This window comes from Microbacterium sp. bgisy203 (assembly GCF_965345155.1).
GTDB lineage: Bacteria > Actinomycetota > Actinomycetes > Actinomycetales > Microbacteriaceae > Microbacterium.
Genome location: NZ_CBDRLZ010000005.1, coordinates 183126 through 200814, shown reverse-complemented (window position 1 = coordinate 200814; position 17689 = coordinate 183126). Strand labels below are relative to the sequence as shown.

The following is a 17689-nucleotide window of genomic DNA, read 5'->3' as shown; positions in this document are numbered from 1 at the left end:
TTTCGGATGACGAGGGCCTCTCTATGTCGTCGCTATGCTGGCGAAAGCTCCGGCACAGAGGCCGAGCGCGGGAGAGGGAAATGCACGCCACTCAGGTACGTGCGGCGATCGGCGCCGCTGCTCTAATGCTCGTTCTGACCGGATGCTCGAACACCGGCGACACGTCCACGAAGGCGGAGGACACGCCCCTCGGTGCCTACATGGCCTCTGTCTGGGGGAGCGACCTCTCGGAGGACGAGATGCAGGAGCGGTCCGAGCGCGACAACCGCGAGCGCGAAGAGCTGATCGCGGCGTGCATGAAGGACCAGGGCTTCGAGTACGAGCCCAACGTCGACAACGGCGGAACGTATTACAGCTCCGGCGACGAGTGGAAGCCGGACGACCGCGAGTGGGGGGCTCAGTACGGCTACGGCATGGTCAACTGGCCCGGTCGCGACGAGATGCAGAACCAGGCTCCCGACGAAGAGTACGTCGACCCGAACCAGGACTACATCGACAGTCTCTCCGAGTCGGAGCAGGCCGCGTTCTGGGAGGCGCTGCACGGCCCGCAGCCCAGTGAAGAGGAGATGAGCGAGGACGGCTCGTACGAGTACAACTGGGAGACGGCCGGCTGCTACGGCTCGGCGCAGCACGAGATGGAAGCCGACGACCCGCTGACCTCGGAGAAGCACAAGCCCGTCATGGACGCCATCAACGAGTTCTACATGGCGATGGATACCGACCCCCGGTTCGCCGAGATCGACGATGCGTGGGCCTCGTGCATGGCCGACGCCGGGTACCCCGGGTACGCGAAGCAGGCGGACGCGCAGCAGGGCTTCAGCGAGGAGCTGAACGCCTACTACGAGAACCAGACCGAGTGGGTGGAGGACGACCCCGAGTTGGCGAAGCTCGGCGAGGAGGAGATCGACCTCGCCCTCGTCGACCTCGACTGCCGCGAGAAGACCGACTACCGCGAGAAGCGTCAGGCGATCGCGACCGAGCTGGAGAGCGAGTTCATCAAGGACCACAAGGCCGAGCTCGACGCCCTGAAGGCGGATGCCGAGCAGAGCCGCTGATGGCGAGGAGTGAGGACTCCTTCGACGGGCTTCTCCAGGCGGCGGACGACAGCGCCGCACTGGCGTCGGGCGAGGACGTCGATGGTGCGGCGATCGACGAGGCGGCGGATGCCTCGGGCGCCGCGCCGGCGACCCGTGGATGGACGCGGGTCTTCCGCGCGAATCGCACGGTGTGGATCGTCGCCGCGGCGTCGGTGGTCGCCCTCGTCGCGGGCCTTCTCGTCGGTCGCTTCGTCGTCTCGCCGGCCGATGCCGCCTCGCTGACCGAGCCGCCGGAGGCCGGGCTCGTGACGGTTCCCGTCGGTTACGGCGTGCTGAGCAACGACGTTACGATCCGCGGCGAGGTGGGCTACGCAGACTCCGTCGAGGTGACGATCGATACGGCATCCCTCGGCGGGCCGGCCGTCGTCACCGGCGCCGTCCCGGAAGTCGGCGCGACCCTCGGCCCGCTGTCGGTCGCGCTCGCCGTCGCGGGACGCCCGGTGATCGTGTTGCCGGGGGAGCTCCCCGCGTACCGGTCGCTCTCGTTCGGTATGAGCGGCCCGGACGTCACTCAGTTCAAGCAGGCGATGGCCTCCGTCGGGATCGACGCGGGCGATCCGGCATCCGACGTGTTCGACGAAAGCGCCGCCGCCGCCGTCACCGCGCTGTACGCGCAGGTCGGCTACCCGGCTCCCGCGCTGCCGGAGGGCACCGAGGAGCAGGTGCGCGCCGCGCAGGACGGCGTGCGCTCTGCGCAGCAGTCGCTCGAGGCGGCGCAAGGTGAGCTCTCTCGCGCCGGAGCCGGCCCGTCCGCGGTCGAGATCCGCCAGGCCGACAACGCGATCTCCAGCGCCCAGCGCGCGCTGGATTCCGCCCAGGCGTCGCGGCCGGTCGCGCCCGAGGACACCCCCGCGGCGCTCGCCGAGTGGCAGGCGCGCGTCGGCGATGCGCAGGATGCGCTCGGCCTCGCGCAGCTGCAGCGGCAGAAGCTCGGCAGCGATGTCGACACGAGCGGTCCGCGCGCCGCCGTCACGAGCGCGCGCCAGCAGGTGACGGATGCCCAGGACGCCCTCGCCCGCGCCCAGCGGGCCGCACTCCCGACACTGCCCTCGGGCGAGGTCCTGTACCTCTCCGAGCTGCCGCGGCGCGTGGATGCCGTCAATGTGACGCGCGGTCAGGTGCTGCAGGGAGCGGCGATGGTCGTCTCCGGCGCGACGATCACCGTCAGTGGCGGTGTCGCCGTGGCCGACGCCGCCCTGCTGACGGTGGGGGACGAGGCCCAGTTCGACCTCCCCGACGGTGGCACGCACACGGCCACCATCACGGCGCTCACTCCGGGCGAGAGCGCGACCGATCGCTGGACCGTCACGCTCGAGCCCGCCCCGCTCACCTCCGAGCAGGCGATGCAGGTGCAGGGGCGGAACGTCAAGGTCTCGATCGCGGTCGGGGCGACCGGTGGCGACGTGCTCTTCGTACCGGTGGCGGCACTCACGGCCGGTCCGGGCGGTGAAGCGCGCGTCGAGGTGGTCGACGGCGACCCGCGCGACGGGGAGAAGGCGAAGACCCGTCTCGTCGTCGTCGAGACCGGGCTCGCCGCCGGCGGCGACGTCGAGATCATCCCGCAGGGGGAGATCGAGGAGGGCGCGCTCGTGGTGGTCGGCAGGTGACGCTGATCGAGCTGCGCGACCTCACCCGGTCCTTTCCCGGCCCGCCCGAGGTCCAGGCGCTGAAGGCCGTCTCCCTCGAGGTCGCCGCGGGCGACTACCTGTCGATCACGGGACCGAGCGGGTCGGGCAAGTCGACGATGCTCAACATCCTGGGGCTCCTCGACCGTCCGACGGTCGGCGAGTACCGCATCGACGGCATCGTCACCGGCGCCCTCAGTGAGGACGAGCGCGCCGCCGTCCGGGCGCAGCGCATCGGATTCGTGTTCCAGGCGTTCCACCTCATGCCGCGGCGGACGGTGCTCGAGAACGTCATGATGCCGACGCTTTACAGCGGGGTGCCGCGTGCCGAGCGCGAGCAGCGTGCGCGCGACGCCCTCTCGCGCGTGGGCCTCGGTCATCGCGTCGGATTCCTCCCGACGACGCTGTCCGGCGGCGAGCGGCAGCGCGTCGCGGTCGCCCGCGCGGTCGTGAGCAGACCCAGCATCCTCCTCGCCGACGAACCGACGGGGAACCTCGATCAGGCGATGAGCCGTGAGGTCCTGAGCCTGTTCGACGACCTTCGCGGCGACGGGCTCACGCTCATCGTCATCACCCATGATCCCGCCGTCGCGGCACATGCCGAGCGGCGCATCCGGATCATCGACGGTCGCGTGAGCGAGGAGTCATGAAGCTCCCGTTCCGCCGTAGGCGCACGAGCACCGCGCCGGTCGACGCGGTCGACGGCGTTGAGGCATCCGACACCCCCGCGCTGGTCGCACCGATCGCGCGCGCCGACCGGTTCTCGGTCGGCGACCTCCTCGTCGAGGCGACGGCGGACGTCGGAGCGCGCCCGGGACGCCTGGTGATGACGCTCGCCGGCACCGTGCTCGGGGTCGGCGCTCTCGTCGCGACCATCGGGTTCGCGCAGACCGCCGCCCACCAGATCGCCCGTCAGTTCGACGCCGCGAAGGCGACGCAGGTGCTCGTGACACCCGCGAAGGCGGAGACCGGCTCGGGAGGAACGGTCGCGACCGCGCGTCTGCCCTGGGATGCCGCGGAGCGGATGGAGCGCCTCGTCGGGGTCGAGTCGGCCGCGACGATCGTGGAGCTCTCGCTCGGCACCGATACGATCACGGCCGTTCCGGTGAACGACCCGTCCGCGGCCTCCGTCGCCTCGCCGCGCCTGTTCGCCGCGGGCCCCGAGGTGCTCGAGGTGCTGGGCGGCCGGATCGTGACGGGGCGCATGTTCGACGCCGGCCACGAGGCCAGATCGGACCGCGTGGTGGTGCTCGGTCCCCGCGCGGCGAAGCGTCTCGGGGTCAACCGTGTCGACAGCCAGCCGTCGATCTTCATCGGAGCGTCGCCGTATGCCGTTCTCGGCATCTACGACGATCTGCAGGCGCGGGGGGAACTCGCGGATGCCGTGATCATCCCCGTCCAGACGGCCCGCGGCGACCGCGGCCTTGCGGCACCGGGCGATCTGCAGGCGCGGATCCTTCCCGGCACCGGGCCGCAGGTGGGCGAGCAGGCGGCGCTCGCCCTGCAACCCAACGAGCCCGAGACTCTCGAGGTCGCCGCACCCCGCGCGTCCTCCGACCTCGGCGACAGCGTGCAGAGCGACGTGAACGTCATCTTCCTCGTCCTCGGTGGGATCGTCCTGCTGGCGGGCGCATTCGGCATCGCCAACGTGACGATGCTCAACGTGTCGGAGCGCGTGCCCGAGATCGGTCTGCGGCGCGCGCTCGGTTCGACCCGGCGCCAGATCGGTGCGCAGTTCATGATCGAGTCGGTGGTCATCGGGCTGCTCGGCGGACTCATGGGTGCGGCCGTCGCGGTCGCCGGCATCGTGACCTTCGCGGTGGTGCAACAGTGGACGCCCATCGTCGATCCGTGGGTCGCGATGGCGGGCATCGCGGTCGGCGCCCTCGTCGGTCTTGCGGCGGGCTGGATCCCGGCGCGCCGCGCATCGCGCATCGAGCCGGTTACGGCGCTCCGCGGCGGGACCTGACCCGGCCGCCCGGGTGCAGGTGCTCGGGTGCCGGTACCCGGGTGCCGGCGCTCAGGAGGCGGGAACGGCTGCCGCGACGGCCTCTTCCACCGTGGCGTGCGTGAACGCGAAGCCCGATTGCTCGAGCACCTCGGGGACGACGTCCATGTCGCTCGTGAGCAGCGCTTCGGTCGCGTCCTTCCCGAGCACGAGCTTCATGCCCCACGCGGGGGCGCGGACGAGGAACGGGCGGTTCATGCGCTGCGCGAGCGCGAATCCGAGGTCGTTCGCCGTCGCGCGGGTCGGGCCGGTGAGGTTCACGGGCCCGGAGAGGTCGGGGGAATCGATGATGTGACGGATCGCGCGCACCTCGTCGTCGAGCGAGATCCACGGCCACACCTGCGTCCCGCGGCCGATCGGCCCCGACACGCCGAGGCGGGTGAGGAGCATGAGGGGCTTCAGCACGCCGTCGCGGTGCACGACCGGCGCGGTGCGCAGAAGCGCCACGCGCGCCGTCGGACCCGCGGCACGTGCGGCCGTCTCCCACTCGCCGCAGAGATCGGCGAGGAAAGTGTCGCCGCGCCGCGACTGCTCGGTCAGTCGCTCGCCCGGAGCCGATGGATAGTAGCCCACCGCCGAGCCCGACACGAACGCCGGGGCATCCTCGCCCAGCGATCGCACGGCGGCGGCCAGAGCCTGCGTCGGGGCGATGCGCGACCAGACGAGCTCGTGCTTGTACTTCCGCGTCCACGGGAAGCGCCCTATGCTCGCGCCGTTCAGACCCACGACGGCGCGGGCTCCGGCGAGCACGTCCGGGTCGAGCCGGGCGCGCTGCGGATCCCACGAGACCTCGTCGGGCCCCGACGCCTCGCGCCGGACGAGTCGCGTCACGGGAATGTCGTCAGCACGGAGGGATGCGACGAGCGCCTCTCCGATGAGTCCCGACGAGCCCGCGACCACGACGCGGCGGCCGGTCTCAGCCAAGCGTCGCCTCGAGGGTGATCTCGATCCCCGCAAGAGCGGCGGAAACGGGGCATCCGCTCTTCGCTTCGCCGGCGAGACGCGCGAAGTCCTCCGCGGACAGGCCGGGGACCACCGCGCGCACATTGAGGTGCGAACCCGTGATGCCGGTGCCGGGGATGAAGGTGACGGACGCCGTCGTCTCGATCGTCTCGGGCGGGGTGCCGTTCTGGGCGAGCGCGTTCGAGAGCGCCATGCTGAAGCACGACGAGTGCGCGGCGGCGATGAGCTCCTCGGGTGTCGTCACCGACGTCGACCCCTCGCTGCGCGCCTTCCAGTTGACCTCGAACGGTCCCTGGTTGGAGCTCTCGAGGGCGATCTCGCCTGATCCCTCGAAGAGGCTTCCCTTCCAGCTCGTGGTCGCTTCGCTCGTGACGCTCATCGTGGTGCCTCCTGTGTCGGACGACGGTCGGGGAACAGCGGTCGATCCGGCGCGCTCCCGCTCCTTCCGATGAGCCTAGACGCCGCGCCGCGGACGGGCGAGGGGGCTTGCGCGAGGGAGTGTGAGCGGTCAGGCGGTCGCGGCGCGGCCGACGACACCGGCGCGCTGCAGCAGGAGGTACAGCTGGCAGCCCAGGCACAGGCCGAACACTGCGTTCAGGAACGCGGCGACGAACGCCAGGGCGGCGGCGATGACGAGCGCCCACGGCACGCCCGCGAGGTGGAGGATCAGGCCCACGATCGTCACGAGAAGCCCGACGCCCTGCGCGAAGCGCGGCGGGCGCGGGTCTTCGAGCTCGGTCGGCGGCGCGAGACGCGGCTGGACGAATCGTCGGTACAGGACGCTCCACGGCTGCGTCCGGGGTGAGAGCAGGCCCCAGACGAAGAGGAGCGCGATCACGAGGAGAAGGAGGAACCCGGGGTCGGCGGCGCGCTGGGCGACCGAGAGCTGGGGGAGGAGCCACGACTTCCCCGCGACGAACGCGAAGTCGCGACCCGTGAGCGGCTGGTAGGCGAACCAGCCGAAGCTCGCCACGTCGGCCTTCGCCGTCGACGATCCGATGAGCGCGAGGAGCGTCGCGGTGAGGAGTAGGACCGAGGTGATGGATGCCGCGAAGCGCGGTCCGCGCGGGTCAATGCCCCGGGGCGCGCCCGCGGGGGAGGCGGGGGTGCGGGAGGCGTCAGACACGGGCATCCTCTCCTGGGTGCCCGCCCGAGACGCGGGAGAGCTCGAGCTCGATCGCGCTGCGGCTGGGCGTTCCACCGAAGCGCGTCTGGATGACGCCGCTCTTGTCGAGGATGAGCGTCGTCGGGGTCTGCAGCACGTGGAAGTGCTTGGCGATGTCGGGGCGATGGGTGAGGTCGACGTCCAGATGGACGACGCCGTCGCGCTCGTCGGCGATGGCGCCGAGCGTGCGGTGGACGCCCGGGCATCGGCTGCACATCTCGGTGCTGAACTGCAGGAGCGTCGCGGTCTCGCCGAGCGTCTGTGCGCCCAGGCGGTGCGGGTCGACGACCTCGGTCGCGTCGATCTTCCGCGGCCGGTTCTGCTGCCAGCGGAGGAGGACGCCCGTCCCGAGAGTCGCCGCGAGGAGGGCGGCGATGAGGAGGAGGGCGTCGGAGAGGTTCACAGCCTCTGAGCCTAACGCCGCACGGGATAGACGGGATCGGTGGACGGTTCTGTGACGGGGTGGCGTAACAAAGACCGGCGGTCGTGATCGTGCGCCGCGGCGCACGGCTCGTTCGTCTCCGGCGTTCCCGGGCACCCGTGTCCCCGGCCCCGGGTAGTCTGGCCGCGTGAGCGAGGCATCCATTCCCACCCCCTATGAAGATCTGCTGGCCGAAGTGCTGGCCGACGGCGTGCACAAGGACGATCGCACCGGTACGGGAACCACGAGCGTCTTCGGGCGGCAGATCCGATTCGACCTGTCGCAGGGGTTCCCGCTCATCACCACCAAGCGCGTGCACCTGAAGTCGATCGTCTACGAGCTGCTGTGGTTCCTCCGCGGCGAGTCGAACGTCGCCTGGCTCCGGGAGAACGGGGTCACGATCTGGGACGAGTGGGCGGATGAGAGCGGCGAGCTCGGTCCCGTCTACGGCGTGCAGTGGCGGTCGTGGCCGACACCCTCCGGCGAGCACATCGACCAGATCTCCCAGGTCGTCGAGCAGATCCGCTCCAACCCCGACTCGCGACGCCTCCTCGTCTCGGCGTGGAACCCCTCCGACATCCCCGACATGGCTCTCGCGCCCTGCCACGCGATGTTCCAGTTCTACGTGGCCGACGGCAAGCTCTCGTGCCAGCTGTACCAGCGCTCGGCCGACATGTTCCTCGGCGTGCCGTTCAACATCGCCTCCTACGCCCTGCTCACGATGATGATCGCGCAGCAGACGGGCCTCGAGCCGGGCGATTTCGTCTGGACGGGCGGCGACTGCCACGTCTACGACAACCACGTCGAGCAGGTGCGCGAGCAGCTCTCGCGCGACCCGTACCCGTATCCGACGCTGCGGTTCACGCGGAAGCCCGACTCGATCTTCGACTACACCTACGACGACATCCTGCTCGAGGACTATCAGCACCACCCGTCGATCCGCGCCGCGGTCGCGGTCTGACGTGCGCCTGGGTCTCGTCTGGGCCGAGGCGCGCGGCGGCGTCATCGGGCGGGGCGGCGGGATGCCCTGGCACGTCCCCGAGGACCTCGCCCACTTCCGCGAGGTCACGACGGGCGCGCCGGTGATCATGGGGCGCCGCACGTGGGAGTCCTTTCCCGAGCGGTTCCGTCCGCTTCCCGCGCGGCGGAACATCGTCGTGACCGCGAACGATGCATGGGCGGATGCCGGGGCCGAACGCGCCGCGTCGCTCGACGACGCTCTGGCGCTCGCCGCGTCGGGCCCGGCCGGCTCCGCTCCCGCGCCCGAGGCGTGGGTCATCGGGGGAGCGCGGTTGCTCGCCGAGGCACTGCCGCTCGCCGACGTGCTGGAAGTGACCGAACTCGACCTGGAGGTCGCCGGCGGCGACACCTTCGCGCCGGAGCGACCCGGGTGGGCGGTCGCACGCATCGAGCCCGCGGACGGATGGGCCGTGTCCCGGACGGGCGTGCCCTACCGGTTCCTGACGTTGATTCGGCCCTGACGCCGGACCGGGTTCCGGCGTCCGCGGGCCAGGGCCGAGCGCCCGGTGCGCGGGGATGCGCTCAGCGGAGCCGACCGAGCGCGATCGCGGCGAGAGCCAACGCGGCGACGGTCTCTCCGTCGGTGATGCGCCCGTCGGCGATCATCGCGATCGCCTCGGCGAACGGCACCCACGCCAGTTCGTCGATCCCCTCCTCGCGCTGGGTCGGCGACGCGTCGGAGACCGCGCTCAACCCGCGTGCCAGGAAGATGTGCTCGGGCGCTTCGGCGACCCCGTTCAGGGCGGTGATCGCCCCGATCTCCGTCCAGTTCTCGGCTTTCAGACCCGTCTCCTCGTGGAGCTCGCGCTGCGCGGCGATCAGCGGCTCCTCGCCATCTGTGCCGCCCGCCGGCACCTCCCACGACGAACCCACGGTGTAGCGGTCGACGCGGACGAGCCGTACTCGCTCCTCGTCGTCGATCGCGACAATGAACACCGCGGGGTTGCGGAGCCGCACGACTCCGTAGATCCCTTCCCCGTGCGGCCCGGACACGGCGTCCTCTCGCACCTGTATCCACGGGTTCTCATAGACGATGCGCGTGTCCCGAGTCATCCAGGTCATGCCACCAGCCTAGGAGCCGCATCCGCCTCCCCATAGGCTGAGGGCATGGCTGATGATCCCGCGGCGACGACGCCCACCCGACCAAAGGCACTCATCACGGGCGCGAGCTCGGGACTCGGCGTCGAGTTCGCGCGGCAGCTCGCGGAGCGCGGGGCCGACCTCGTCCTGGTCGCGCGCGACCGCGCCGCGCTCGAGGAGGTCGCCGGCACGCTCCACGAGGCGTACGGCGCCGCGATCGAGGTGCTGCCCGCCGACCTCATCACCGACGCGGGGACGGATGCCGTGGCATCCCGCCTCGCCGACCCCGACCGGCCGGTCGAGATCCTCGTCAACAACGCGGGATTCGGGCTCGCTCTCGACTTCGCGACGAATGACATCGTCGACGAGGAGCGCCACCTCGACCTGCACGTCCGTGCGACGATGCGCCTCACGCGCGCCGCGCTCCCCCCGATGCTCGCGCGCGGGCACGGCCGCATCATCAACGTCGCCTCGGTCGCCGCCTTCATGCCGCGGGGAACGTACGGCGCCGTGAAGTCCTGGGTGGTGTCGTTCAGCCGGTGGGCGAACGCCGCGTACGGCCCGCGCGGGGTGACGGTCACGGCCGTCTGCCCCGGCTTCACGCACACGAACTTCCACGAGCGGCTCGGCCTCCCGCCGGGCGAGGAGGGCGTTCCCCCCTTCATGTGGCTCGACGCCGAGCAGGTGGTCCGCGAGGGCCTCCGCGACGCCGCCGCCGGTAAGGCGGTCTCGATCCCGTCCTGGCGCTACAAGGTGCTGATCGGCGCCGTGCGCCTCCTGCCGGCTTCCCTCGCCGCCCGCCTCGCCAAGACAGGTCGCTGACCCCGGGCCGCTCCTCGGACCCGCCGGTCTGACCCGGTGCTCACTCGACGCCCGTCGATGTGGCGGTCCGGTTGTATGGCGAACGCGCGCGAAGCCGTCACTCGCGCCCCACGCGATCCCACCAGCACCAAGCCCCATGCGACTCAGTCATCACCGCGCTCGCCGGCACGGATGCGCCGCCGCCCATCGGCTCCTCCACAGGCTGCATAATCGTCGATCCCTCCACCGATCGGGCCGTACGCCGCCCACGGCCGGCGCCGAACGGGTGGAATGCCCGTCATGCACTCAGCGCAGATCATCGAAGAGATCGACCGCCGCGGAGGAGTCGTACGCACCCGTGCGCTTCACCGGCTCGGCGCCACCACCGCCGACATCCGCCGCGTCTGTCGCCGTGGCGGGGTGCTCCGGCTGCGCGAGGGAGTGCTCGCGACCCCCACCGCGCATCGCGATGTGGTCGCTGCCGCTCGCCACGGCGGTGAAGTCGCGTGCGTCAGCGCGCTTCGCCTCATGGGCGTGTGGGTCCTCGAGACGCTGGACCTCGTGCGATCACCCTCGTCCTTGCACGTGTGGGTCGGTGCGTCGGGCCGCCGACACCCGCATGAACGCTGCGGCTGCGTCAATCACAACGACGGCGGGCGCGCCGGCTTCGGGGTCGTGCCGCTGACGCTCGCGCTCGTGCAGGTCGCTCGTTGCCAAGGAGCGGAGTGCTTCTTCGCCGCCTTCGAGTCGGCGTGGCGGATGGGGCTGCTCACACGCAGCACGCGGGCTGACGTCCGCGCCGCGCTCCCCGCCGGCATGCGCTGGCTGGTCGACATCGCGCGACCCGATGCGGACAGCGGCCTCGAGTCGATCCTGCGACTGAGGCTGCACCGCCTCGGCATCCGGCTGGAGTCACAGGTCTGGATACCGGAGATCCGAGGGCGCGTCGACTTCCTCCTCGACGGCGTGCTCATCCTCGAAACGGACGGACGCGAGAATCACGACGGCGCGTCGTTCCGTCACCGCGATCTCGTGCGCGACGCGAGGACAGCGACACTGGGCTACGACACGCTCCGCTTCGACTACGCGATGGTGCTTCACGACTGGCCCGTCGTCGAGGCCGCGATCCTCGCGCGCCGCGCAATGCTCTCGTCCCGGTCGACGCGTATGGCCGATCGGTGACGAGAGGCTCCACACGCCCCACGAGTGCGCACTCGTCCCACGGCCCATACGACTCGACCGCCACGGTCCCGCGATCTGCCGGACCGCGACCCCGGCCCCCGAACCGATAGCCTGGGAACATGACGCACACGGGCAACCCTTTCGGACAGGTCCTCGTCGCGCTCGTCACCCCGATGACGGCCGACGGCGAAGTCGATTGGCCCGCCGTCGAGAAGCACATGGACGATGTCATCACGGCGGGTGCCGACGGCATCGTCGTCACGGGCACGACGGGGGAGACCTCCACCCTCACCGACCCCGAGAAGCTGAAGCTCGTCGAGGTCGGCAAGTCCGTCGCGGCCGGCCGCGCCAAGATCATCACGGGCGGCGGCTCCAACGAGACCGCGCACGCGATCGAGCTGTACAAGGCGAGCGAGAAGGCCGGCGCCGACGGCATCATGATCGTGACGCCCTACTACAACAAGCCGACGCAGGCGGGCATCCTCACGCACTTCCGGCTCGTCGCCGACGCGACCGACCTTCCGGTGATCCTCTACGACATCCCCGGCCGCACGGGCGTCCCGATCAAGTACGAGACGATCCTGCGCCTCGCCAAGCATCCGAACATCCTCGCGGTGAAGGACGCCAAGGGCGACTTCAGCGAAGTCAGCCGGGTGCTCAACCAGACCGACCTCATGTACTTCTCGGGCGACGACGCCAACGCCCTCCCGCACATGGCGATCGGCGCGACGGGCCTCATCGGGGTGACGGCGAACATCACCGCCGCGCCGTACCGCGTGATGGTGGATGCCGTGAACCGCGGCGACCTCGCTGCCGCGACCGCCGCTCACAAGAGCCTCGAGCCACTCGTGCGCGCCGTCATGACGCACGTGCCCGGCACGGTCAGCGCGAAGTACATCCTGCACGGCCTCGGCCGCATCACGAGCCCCCGCGTCCGTCTGCCGCTCGTCGGCCCGGAGGAGTGGGAGGCCGCCGCGATCGAGGACGAGCTCTCGCTCGTGCGTGACGTCGACGGCGCCGACTTCTCCAACTTCCGCCCCGACCGCAACGCGGCCGCCGGCGGAGCGCTCCCCAAGGTGCACGGCACGACCCGCTGACACCGAGACACAACGACACAACTCGATGAACGAGGATGCCTGAGCTCAGGCATCCGACGCGTTCGAAGGAGGCATCCCATGCCCACGACCGTCCACGAACCCCCCGTCCTCGCGCCGGGCACGCTCCGCGTCGTCCCGCTGGGCGGGCTCGGCGAGATCGGTCGGAACATGACCGTGTTCGAGATCGACGGGAAGCTCCTCGTCGTCGACTGCGGCGTCCTGTTCCCCGAGGAGCATCAGCCGGGCGTCGACCTGATCCTGCCCGACTTCGAACCGATCAAGCACCGCCTCGACGACATCGTCGGCGTCGTCCTCACGCACGGTCACGAGGACCACATCGGCGCGGTGCCGTACCTCCTGCGCCTCAAGAGCGACATCCCCCTGATCGGCTCGCAGCTGACGCTCGCCCTCGTCGAGGCCAAGCTCAAGGAGCACCGCATCAAGGCCTACACCCTCACCGTCGCCGAGGGTGACGAGGAGCAGGTCGGCCCCTTCGACCTCGAGTTCGTCTCCGTGAACCACTCCATCCCCGACGCGCTCGCCGTCGCCATCCACACGGATGCCGGGACGGTGCTCGCGACCGGCGACTTCAAGATGGACCAGCTGCCCCTCGACGGACGGCTCACCGACCTCCGCGCGTTCGCGAGCCTGGGCGAGGACGGCGTCGACCTCTTCCTCGTCGACTCGACCAATGCCGACGTCCCCGGCTTCACGCCGCTCGAGCGCGAGATCGGCCCCGTGCTCGATCAGGTGATCGCGAAGGCGCCGCGGCGCGTGATCGTCGCGAGCTTCTCGAGCCACGTCCACCGCGTGCAGCAGGTGATCGACGCCGCCGCCGCGAACGGGCGCCGGGTCGCGTTCCTCGGCCGCTCGATGGTGCGGAACATGACGATCGCCGCCGACCTCGGCTACCTGCACGTCCCCGACGGCGTCCTCATCGACTACAAGAAGGCACAGGACCTGCCCGACGACGAGATCGTCTACATGTCGACCGGGTCGCAGGGCGAGCCGATGGCGGTGCTCTCGCGCATGGCGAACCTCGACCACGCGATCGAGATCGGCCCGGGCGACACCGTGATCCTGGCATCCAGCCTCATTCCCGGAAACGAGAACGCCGTCTACCGCGTGATCGACGGGTTGACGAAGCTCGGCGCGAACGTCGTCCACAAGGGCAACGCGAAGGTCCACGTGTCCGGGCACGCCGCCGCCGGTGAGCTCCTGTACTGCTACAACATCCTGCAGCCGAAGAACGTCATGCCCGTCCACGGCGAATACCGGCACCTCATCGCGAACGCGAAGCTCGCGCAGGACACCGGCATCCCCGCGGAGAACACAATCATCGCCGAGAACGGCACGGTCGTCGACCTGAAGGACGGCGTGGCGAAGGTCACGGGCCAGCTCGACCTCGGGTTCGTCTACGTCGACGGGTCGACCGTAGGCGAGATCACGGATGCCGACCTGAAGGACCGCAGGATCCTCGGGGAAGAGGGCTTCATCTCCGTCATCGTGGTGGTGGATGCCGCGACCGGCCGCATCATCACCGGCCCCGAGATCCACGCGCGCGGATTCGCCGAGGACGCCGCCGTGTTCGAGGACGTCAAGCCCAAGATCGCCGCAGCACTCACCGAGGCCGCGCAGTCGGGCGTGCGCGACACGCACGCGCTCTCGCAGGTCGTCCGCCGCACGATCGGCCGCTGGGTCAACCAGCGCCTGCGCCGGCGCCCGATGATCGTGCCGCTCGTCATCGAGGCCTGACCCGGGTCGCGGGGCTCAGAGCTCGCGTCGCAGCTCTCGCTTCGGTCGATCGAGCCATTTCGGTCCTTTCAACACACCGACGCTTCCCGCCCGTGATCGCGGCGTGATATGGGATCGGTACCATTTCGCCATGCCCGTCTCGTACTCGATCCGGCCGGCCACGCAGGCCGACGGCGCGTTCCTCGCCGACATGGTCGTCGAGGCGGCGAACTGGCGTCAGGGCGGCGCGCGTCCGCGCCACGAGGTCATGGCCGACACCGACAACAATCGCTACCTCTCGGGATGGATGCGCCCGGGGGATGCCGGGTTCGTCGCGATCGACCCGCAGGGTGCGCCCATCGGCGCCGCGTGGTATCGGATGCTGCCGCGCACCGATCCGGGGTTCGGCTACGTCGGCACCGGTGTTCCTGAGCTCATCATCGGCGTCCGCCCGATCTGGCGAGCGCACGGGGTGGGCCGTGCGCTCCTGCAACGGCTGTGCGAGCACGCCCGCGGGCAGGGGTTCGGGCGCATCAGCCTGTCGGTCGAGCGCGGGAACTACGCGCAGACGCTCTATCGCACCGAGGGTTTCGCCGTGACACAGGCGGGCCACGGTCGCGACACGATGGTCAAGCGCCTGCGTTAGGCATCCCCTCGCGCCCGTCACCTCCACGGCCGCGTCAATCCGCGGAAATGTCGGCCCCTGCGCCTACCGTGGAGTGATGGCCAGGAGCACCACGACGACCACGAGCGCCCGCGGATCCTCAGGATCCGGCAAGGGCGGGTCCTCGTCGCGCGCCCGGAAGCCCGAGCCGACCCCCAAGCGTTACGTCGACGACGTCGACAAGCCGCCCGTCATCGTCCGGATGTGGCTCGGACTCGCGCATGCGACCGGCGGCATGTTCCGTGCCTTCGGGCCCGAGGCCTTGGAGAAGGATCAGCGCCGCGACGGGTTCCCGTTCTTCCTCGTTCTCCTCGCCATCGCCGGCGCGATCGTGGAGTGGTTCCTCATCGGCACCGATGTCGGCACCACGATCAGCGCCTACACGGTGGGCGCCCTGATCGGCCGCGAGGCGTTCATCATGCCGGTGCTGCTGCTTCTTCTCGCGGGGTGGCTCTTCCGGCATCCGCCCTCCGTGCACGACAACGGACGCATCGGCATCGGCTTCGGCCTCTTCGTCCTCTCGATCGCGGGGTTCTGCCACCTCGCCGGTGGGCGTCCGCAGCCTCGCGAACTGCTTCCCGCGCTCAGCCAGGCGGGTGGACTGTTCGGCTGGATGGTGGGGGAGCCGCTGACGCTTCTCGCCGAGGTCGGCGCGTACATCGTGCTCGGATTCCTCACGATCCTCAGCGTCCTGATCCTCACGAAGACGCCGCCGAACCGCATCGGGCGTCGCCTCGGCGACCTGTACGCCTGGATGTTCGACGCCGAACGCCCCGCGCGCCCGCAGAACGACGCGGCGACGGATGCCGGGGCCACCGGCCCCACGGTCGCCTTCGACACCGCGGACGATGACACGGCGAAGGATGCCGGGACGCCGTGGTGGCGCCGCAACAAGACGGGCCGTGAGGAGGACGTCGACGGCAACCTCGGCGCCGACGACCTCACCGCACTGCTGAGTTCGAGCGGCGACGGCGGCTTCGACCAGGCGATCGCGACGCCGCAGATCCCGCCCGTCCCCCCGATGCCGCCCCTTCCCGACGCCGCGACCGAGATCATCGACCCGGCCGTCATCGCGAAGGCGAAGAAGGCCGCCCGGCGCGGTGACACCGGCATCCGCGAGGACAGCGGCGAGATCGTCCTCGACGACGGCACACTCCCCGGGATCTCCGCGCTCGGCGACGACCACGACGGCCGCCCGCCGCAGGCGCCGTACCGCCTCCCCGCCGTCACAGCCCTCGCGCAGGGCACGCCCCCGAAGGCCCGCTCCGAGGCGAACGACCGCGTCGTCGCCGCGATCACGGGCGTCTTCGAGCAGTTCTCGGTGGATGCCCGGGTGACCGGCTTCTCGCGCGGCCCGACGGTCACGCAGTACGAGATCGCGCTCGGCCCCGGCGTCAAGGTCGAGCGCATCACGGCGCTGACGAACAACATCGCGTACGCCGTCGCCTCGAACGAGGTGCGCATCCTCGCGCCCATCCCCGGCAAGAGCGCGATCGGCGTCGAGATCCCGAACACCGACCGCGAGATCGTGACGCTCGGCGACGTGCTGCGCTCGCAGGCGGCGACGAGCCAGACCCACCCGATGACGATCGGCGTCGGCAAGGACGTCGGCGGCGGCTACGTCGTCGCGAACCTCGCGAAGATGCCGCACCTGCTCGTCGCCGGCTCCACCGGCTCGGGCAAGTCGAGCTTCGTCAACTCGATGATCACCTCGCTCCTCATGCGGGCGAAGCCCTCCGAGGTGCGGATGGTCCTCATCGACCCGAAGCGCGTGGAGCTCACGAGCTATGCGGGCGTGCCGCACCTCATCACCCCCATCATCACGAACCCCAAGAAGGCCGCCGAGGCGTTGCAGTGGGTCGTGAAGGAGATGGACATGCGGTACGACGACCTCGCGTCGTTCGGGTTCCGCCACATCGACGACTTCAACAAGGCCGTCGTCGCGGGGGAGATCAATCTCCCCGTCGGCAGCGAGCGTGTGCTGAAGCCCTATCCCTATCTCCTCGTCGTCGTCGACGAGCTCGCCGACCTCATGATGGTCGCGCCGCGCGACGTCGAGGACTCGATCGTCCGCATCACCCAGCTCGCGCGCGCGTCCGGCATCCACCTGGTGCTCGCCACGCAGCGCCCGTCGGTCGACGTCGTCACGGGTCTCATCAAGGCGAATGTGCCCTCGCGGCTCGCGTTCGCCGTCACGAGCGTCACCGATTCGCGCGTCATCCTCGACCAGCCCGGCGCCGACCGGCTGATCGGCCAGGGCGACGGACTGTTCCTCCCGATGGGGGCCTCGAAGGCGCTCCGCGTGCAGGGAGCCTGGGTCGCGGAGAGCGAGATCGAGAAGGTCGTCCACCACGTCAAGAACCAGGCGCGGCCCGAGTACCGCTCCGACGTCGAGGCCGTCGCCGAGAAGAAGGAGATCGACGCCGACATCGGTGACGACCTCGAACTGCTGCTGGCCGCCGCCGAGCAGATCATCTCGACCCAGTTCGGCTCGACCTCGATGTTGCAGCGCAAGCTCCGCGTCGGGTTCGCGAAGGCGGGCCGGCTCATGGATCTGCTCGAGTCGCGCGAAATCGTCGGCCCCTCCGAGGGGTCGAAGGCCCGCGACGTGCTCGTGACGCCCGAGCAGCTCCCCGAGGTGCTCGCCCGCCTGCGCGGCGACGAGCCGCCGGCGCCCGCGGCAGCTGAGGCATCCGCCACCGAAGACCCCTACGGATCCGACGCGGTCACCGACCAGTTCGCCGGCTACGAGGTCGTCGACGGCGACGACGGCTCGGAGGATGCTTGGGGTCTCACCGGCCGCGACTGACCCCTCGCATCGCCCGGGAATGG

17 protein-coding genes are annotated in these 17689 nt (G+C 70.5%); 12 read left to right on the top strand and 5 right to left on the bottom strand.

Going from position 1 to position 17689, the window contains the following annotated elements:
* Positions 1-125: 125 nt before the first annotated feature.
* From ACRVYW_RS10090 to ACRVYW_RS10075, 4 genes are read left to right on the top strand one after another with little or no spacing between them, the layout of a single operon-like run.
* The gene (locus ACRVYW_RS10090) at positions 126-1055 is read left to right on the top strand and encodes a hypothetical protein (RefSeq protein WP_431804210.1); all 930 of its coding nucleotides are present in this window, start codon (positions 126-128) and stop codon (positions 1053-1055) included.
* Entirely contained in the window at positions 1055-2704 is a 1650-nt protein-coding gene (locus tag ACRVYW_RS10085; RefSeq protein ID WP_431804208.1) for a hypothetical protein, read from the top strand. Before ACRVYW_RS10090 ends, ACRVYW_RS10085 begins: the two co-directional genes overlap by 1 nt.
* Positions 2701-3372: an ABC transporter ATP-binding protein gene (locus ACRVYW_RS10080; protein ID WP_431804206.1), complete on the top strand. Its 672-nt coding sequence runs from the start codon at positions 2701-2703 to the stop codon at positions 3370-3372. Before ACRVYW_RS10085 ends, ACRVYW_RS10080 begins: the two co-directional genes overlap by 4 nt.
* Entirely contained in the window at positions 3369-4691 is a 1323-nt protein-coding gene (locus tag ACRVYW_RS10075) for an ABC transporter permease (protein ID WP_431804205.1), read from the top strand. The genes ACRVYW_RS10080 and ACRVYW_RS10075 overlap by 4 nt, the downstream gene beginning before the upstream one ends.
* A 51-nt stretch (positions 4692-4742) precedes the next feature.
* On the opposite strand, the gene ACRVYW_RS10070 is transcribed toward ACRVYW_RS10075, so the two are convergent.
* The 4 genes from ACRVYW_RS10070 to ACRVYW_RS10055 form a co-directional block, all read right to left on the bottom strand.
* Complete coding sequence (locus ACRVYW_RS10070; RefSeq protein WP_431804203.1) at positions 4743-5654, bottom strand: TIGR01777 family oxidoreductase; 912 nt, start codon at positions 5652-5654, stop codon at positions 4743-4745.
* Complete coding sequence (locus tag ACRVYW_RS10065) at positions 5647-6072, bottom strand: OsmC family peroxiredoxin (protein WP_431804201.1); 426 nt, start codon at positions 6070-6072, stop codon at positions 5647-5649. Before ACRVYW_RS10065 ends, ACRVYW_RS10070 begins: the two co-directional genes overlap by 8 nt.
* 129 nt (positions 6073-6201) lie before the next feature.
* Positions 6202-6819, bottom strand: coding sequence for a DUF4395 domain-containing protein (locus ACRVYW_RS10060; RefSeq protein ID WP_431804199.1), 618 nt, complete (start codon positions 6817-6819; stop codon positions 6202-6204).
* Positions 6812-7261: a TlpA family protein disulfide reductase gene (locus ACRVYW_RS10055; protein ID WP_431804197.1), complete on the bottom strand. Its 450-nt coding sequence runs from the start codon at positions 7259-7261 to the stop codon at positions 6812-6814. Before ACRVYW_RS10055 ends, ACRVYW_RS10060 begins: the two co-directional genes overlap by 8 nt.
* 166 nt (positions 7262-7427) lie before the next feature.
* Between ACRVYW_RS10055 and ACRVYW_RS10050 the strand changes: the two genes are divergently transcribed.
* A complete protein-coding gene (locus ACRVYW_RS10050; RefSeq protein ID WP_431804195.1) occupies positions 7428-8240 on the top strand; it encodes a thymidylate synthase in 813 nt (270 codons plus the stop codon).
* A 1-nt stretch (position 8241) separates the two neighbouring features.
* Positions 8242-8760, top strand: a complete 519-nt coding sequence (locus ACRVYW_RS10045) for a dihydrofolate reductase (RefSeq protein ID WP_431804194.1) — start codon at positions 8242-8244, stop codon at positions 8758-8760.
* 61 nt (positions 8761-8821) lie between these two features.
* Here ACRVYW_RS10045 and ACRVYW_RS10040 read toward each other — a convergent pair whose 3' ends face one another.
* The gene (locus ACRVYW_RS10040; RefSeq protein ID WP_431804192.1) at positions 8822-9361 is read right to left on the bottom strand and encodes an NUDIX domain-containing protein; all 540 of its coding nucleotides are present in this window, start codon (positions 9359-9361) and stop codon (positions 8822-8824) included.
* A gap of 45 nt (positions 9362-9406) precedes the next feature.
* Between ACRVYW_RS10040 and ACRVYW_RS10035 the strand changes: the two genes are divergently transcribed.
* The 6 genes from ACRVYW_RS10035 to ACRVYW_RS10010 all read left to right on the top strand — a co-directional run bounded on the left by ACRVYW_RS10035 (position 9407) and on the right by ACRVYW_RS10010 (position 17666).
* Positions 9407-10201: an SDR family NAD(P)-dependent oxidoreductase gene (locus tag ACRVYW_RS10035; RefSeq protein WP_431804191.1), complete on the top strand. Its 795-nt coding sequence runs from the start codon at positions 9407-9409 to the stop codon at positions 10199-10201.
* Positions 10202-10480: 279 nt separating this feature from the next.
* Positions 10481-11362, top strand: a complete 882-nt coding sequence (locus ACRVYW_RS10030; protein WP_431804188.1) for an endonuclease domain-containing protein — start codon at positions 10481-10483, stop codon at positions 11360-11362.
* 119 nt (positions 11363-11481) lie between these two features.
* Positions 11482-12459 carry a 4-hydroxy-tetrahydrodipicolinate synthase gene (gene dapA, locus ACRVYW_RS10025; RefSeq protein WP_431804186.1) on the top strand — a complete coding sequence of 326 codons (978 nt, stop codon included), beginning with the start codon at positions 11482-11484 and terminating at the stop codon, positions 12457-12459.
* 78 nt (positions 12460-12537) lie between these two features.
* Positions 12538-14214 carry a ribonuclease J gene (locus ACRVYW_RS10020; RefSeq protein ID WP_431804184.1) on the top strand — a complete coding sequence of 559 codons (1677 nt, stop codon included), beginning with the start codon at positions 12538-12540 and terminating at the stop codon, positions 14212-14214.
* A gap of 130 nt (positions 14215-14344) precedes the next feature.
* A complete protein-coding gene (locus ACRVYW_RS10015) occupies positions 14345-14839 on the top strand; it encodes an N-acetyltransferase family protein (RefSeq protein ID WP_431804182.1) in 495 nt (164 codons plus the stop codon).
* A gap of 76 nt (positions 14840-14915) precedes the next feature.
* On the top strand, positions 14916-17666 hold the full coding sequence (locus tag ACRVYW_RS10010) for a DNA translocase FtsK 4TM domain-containing protein (protein WP_431804180.1): 2751 nt from the start codon (positions 14916-14918) through the stop codon (positions 17664-17666).
* Positions 17667-17689: the final 23 nt, after the last annotated feature.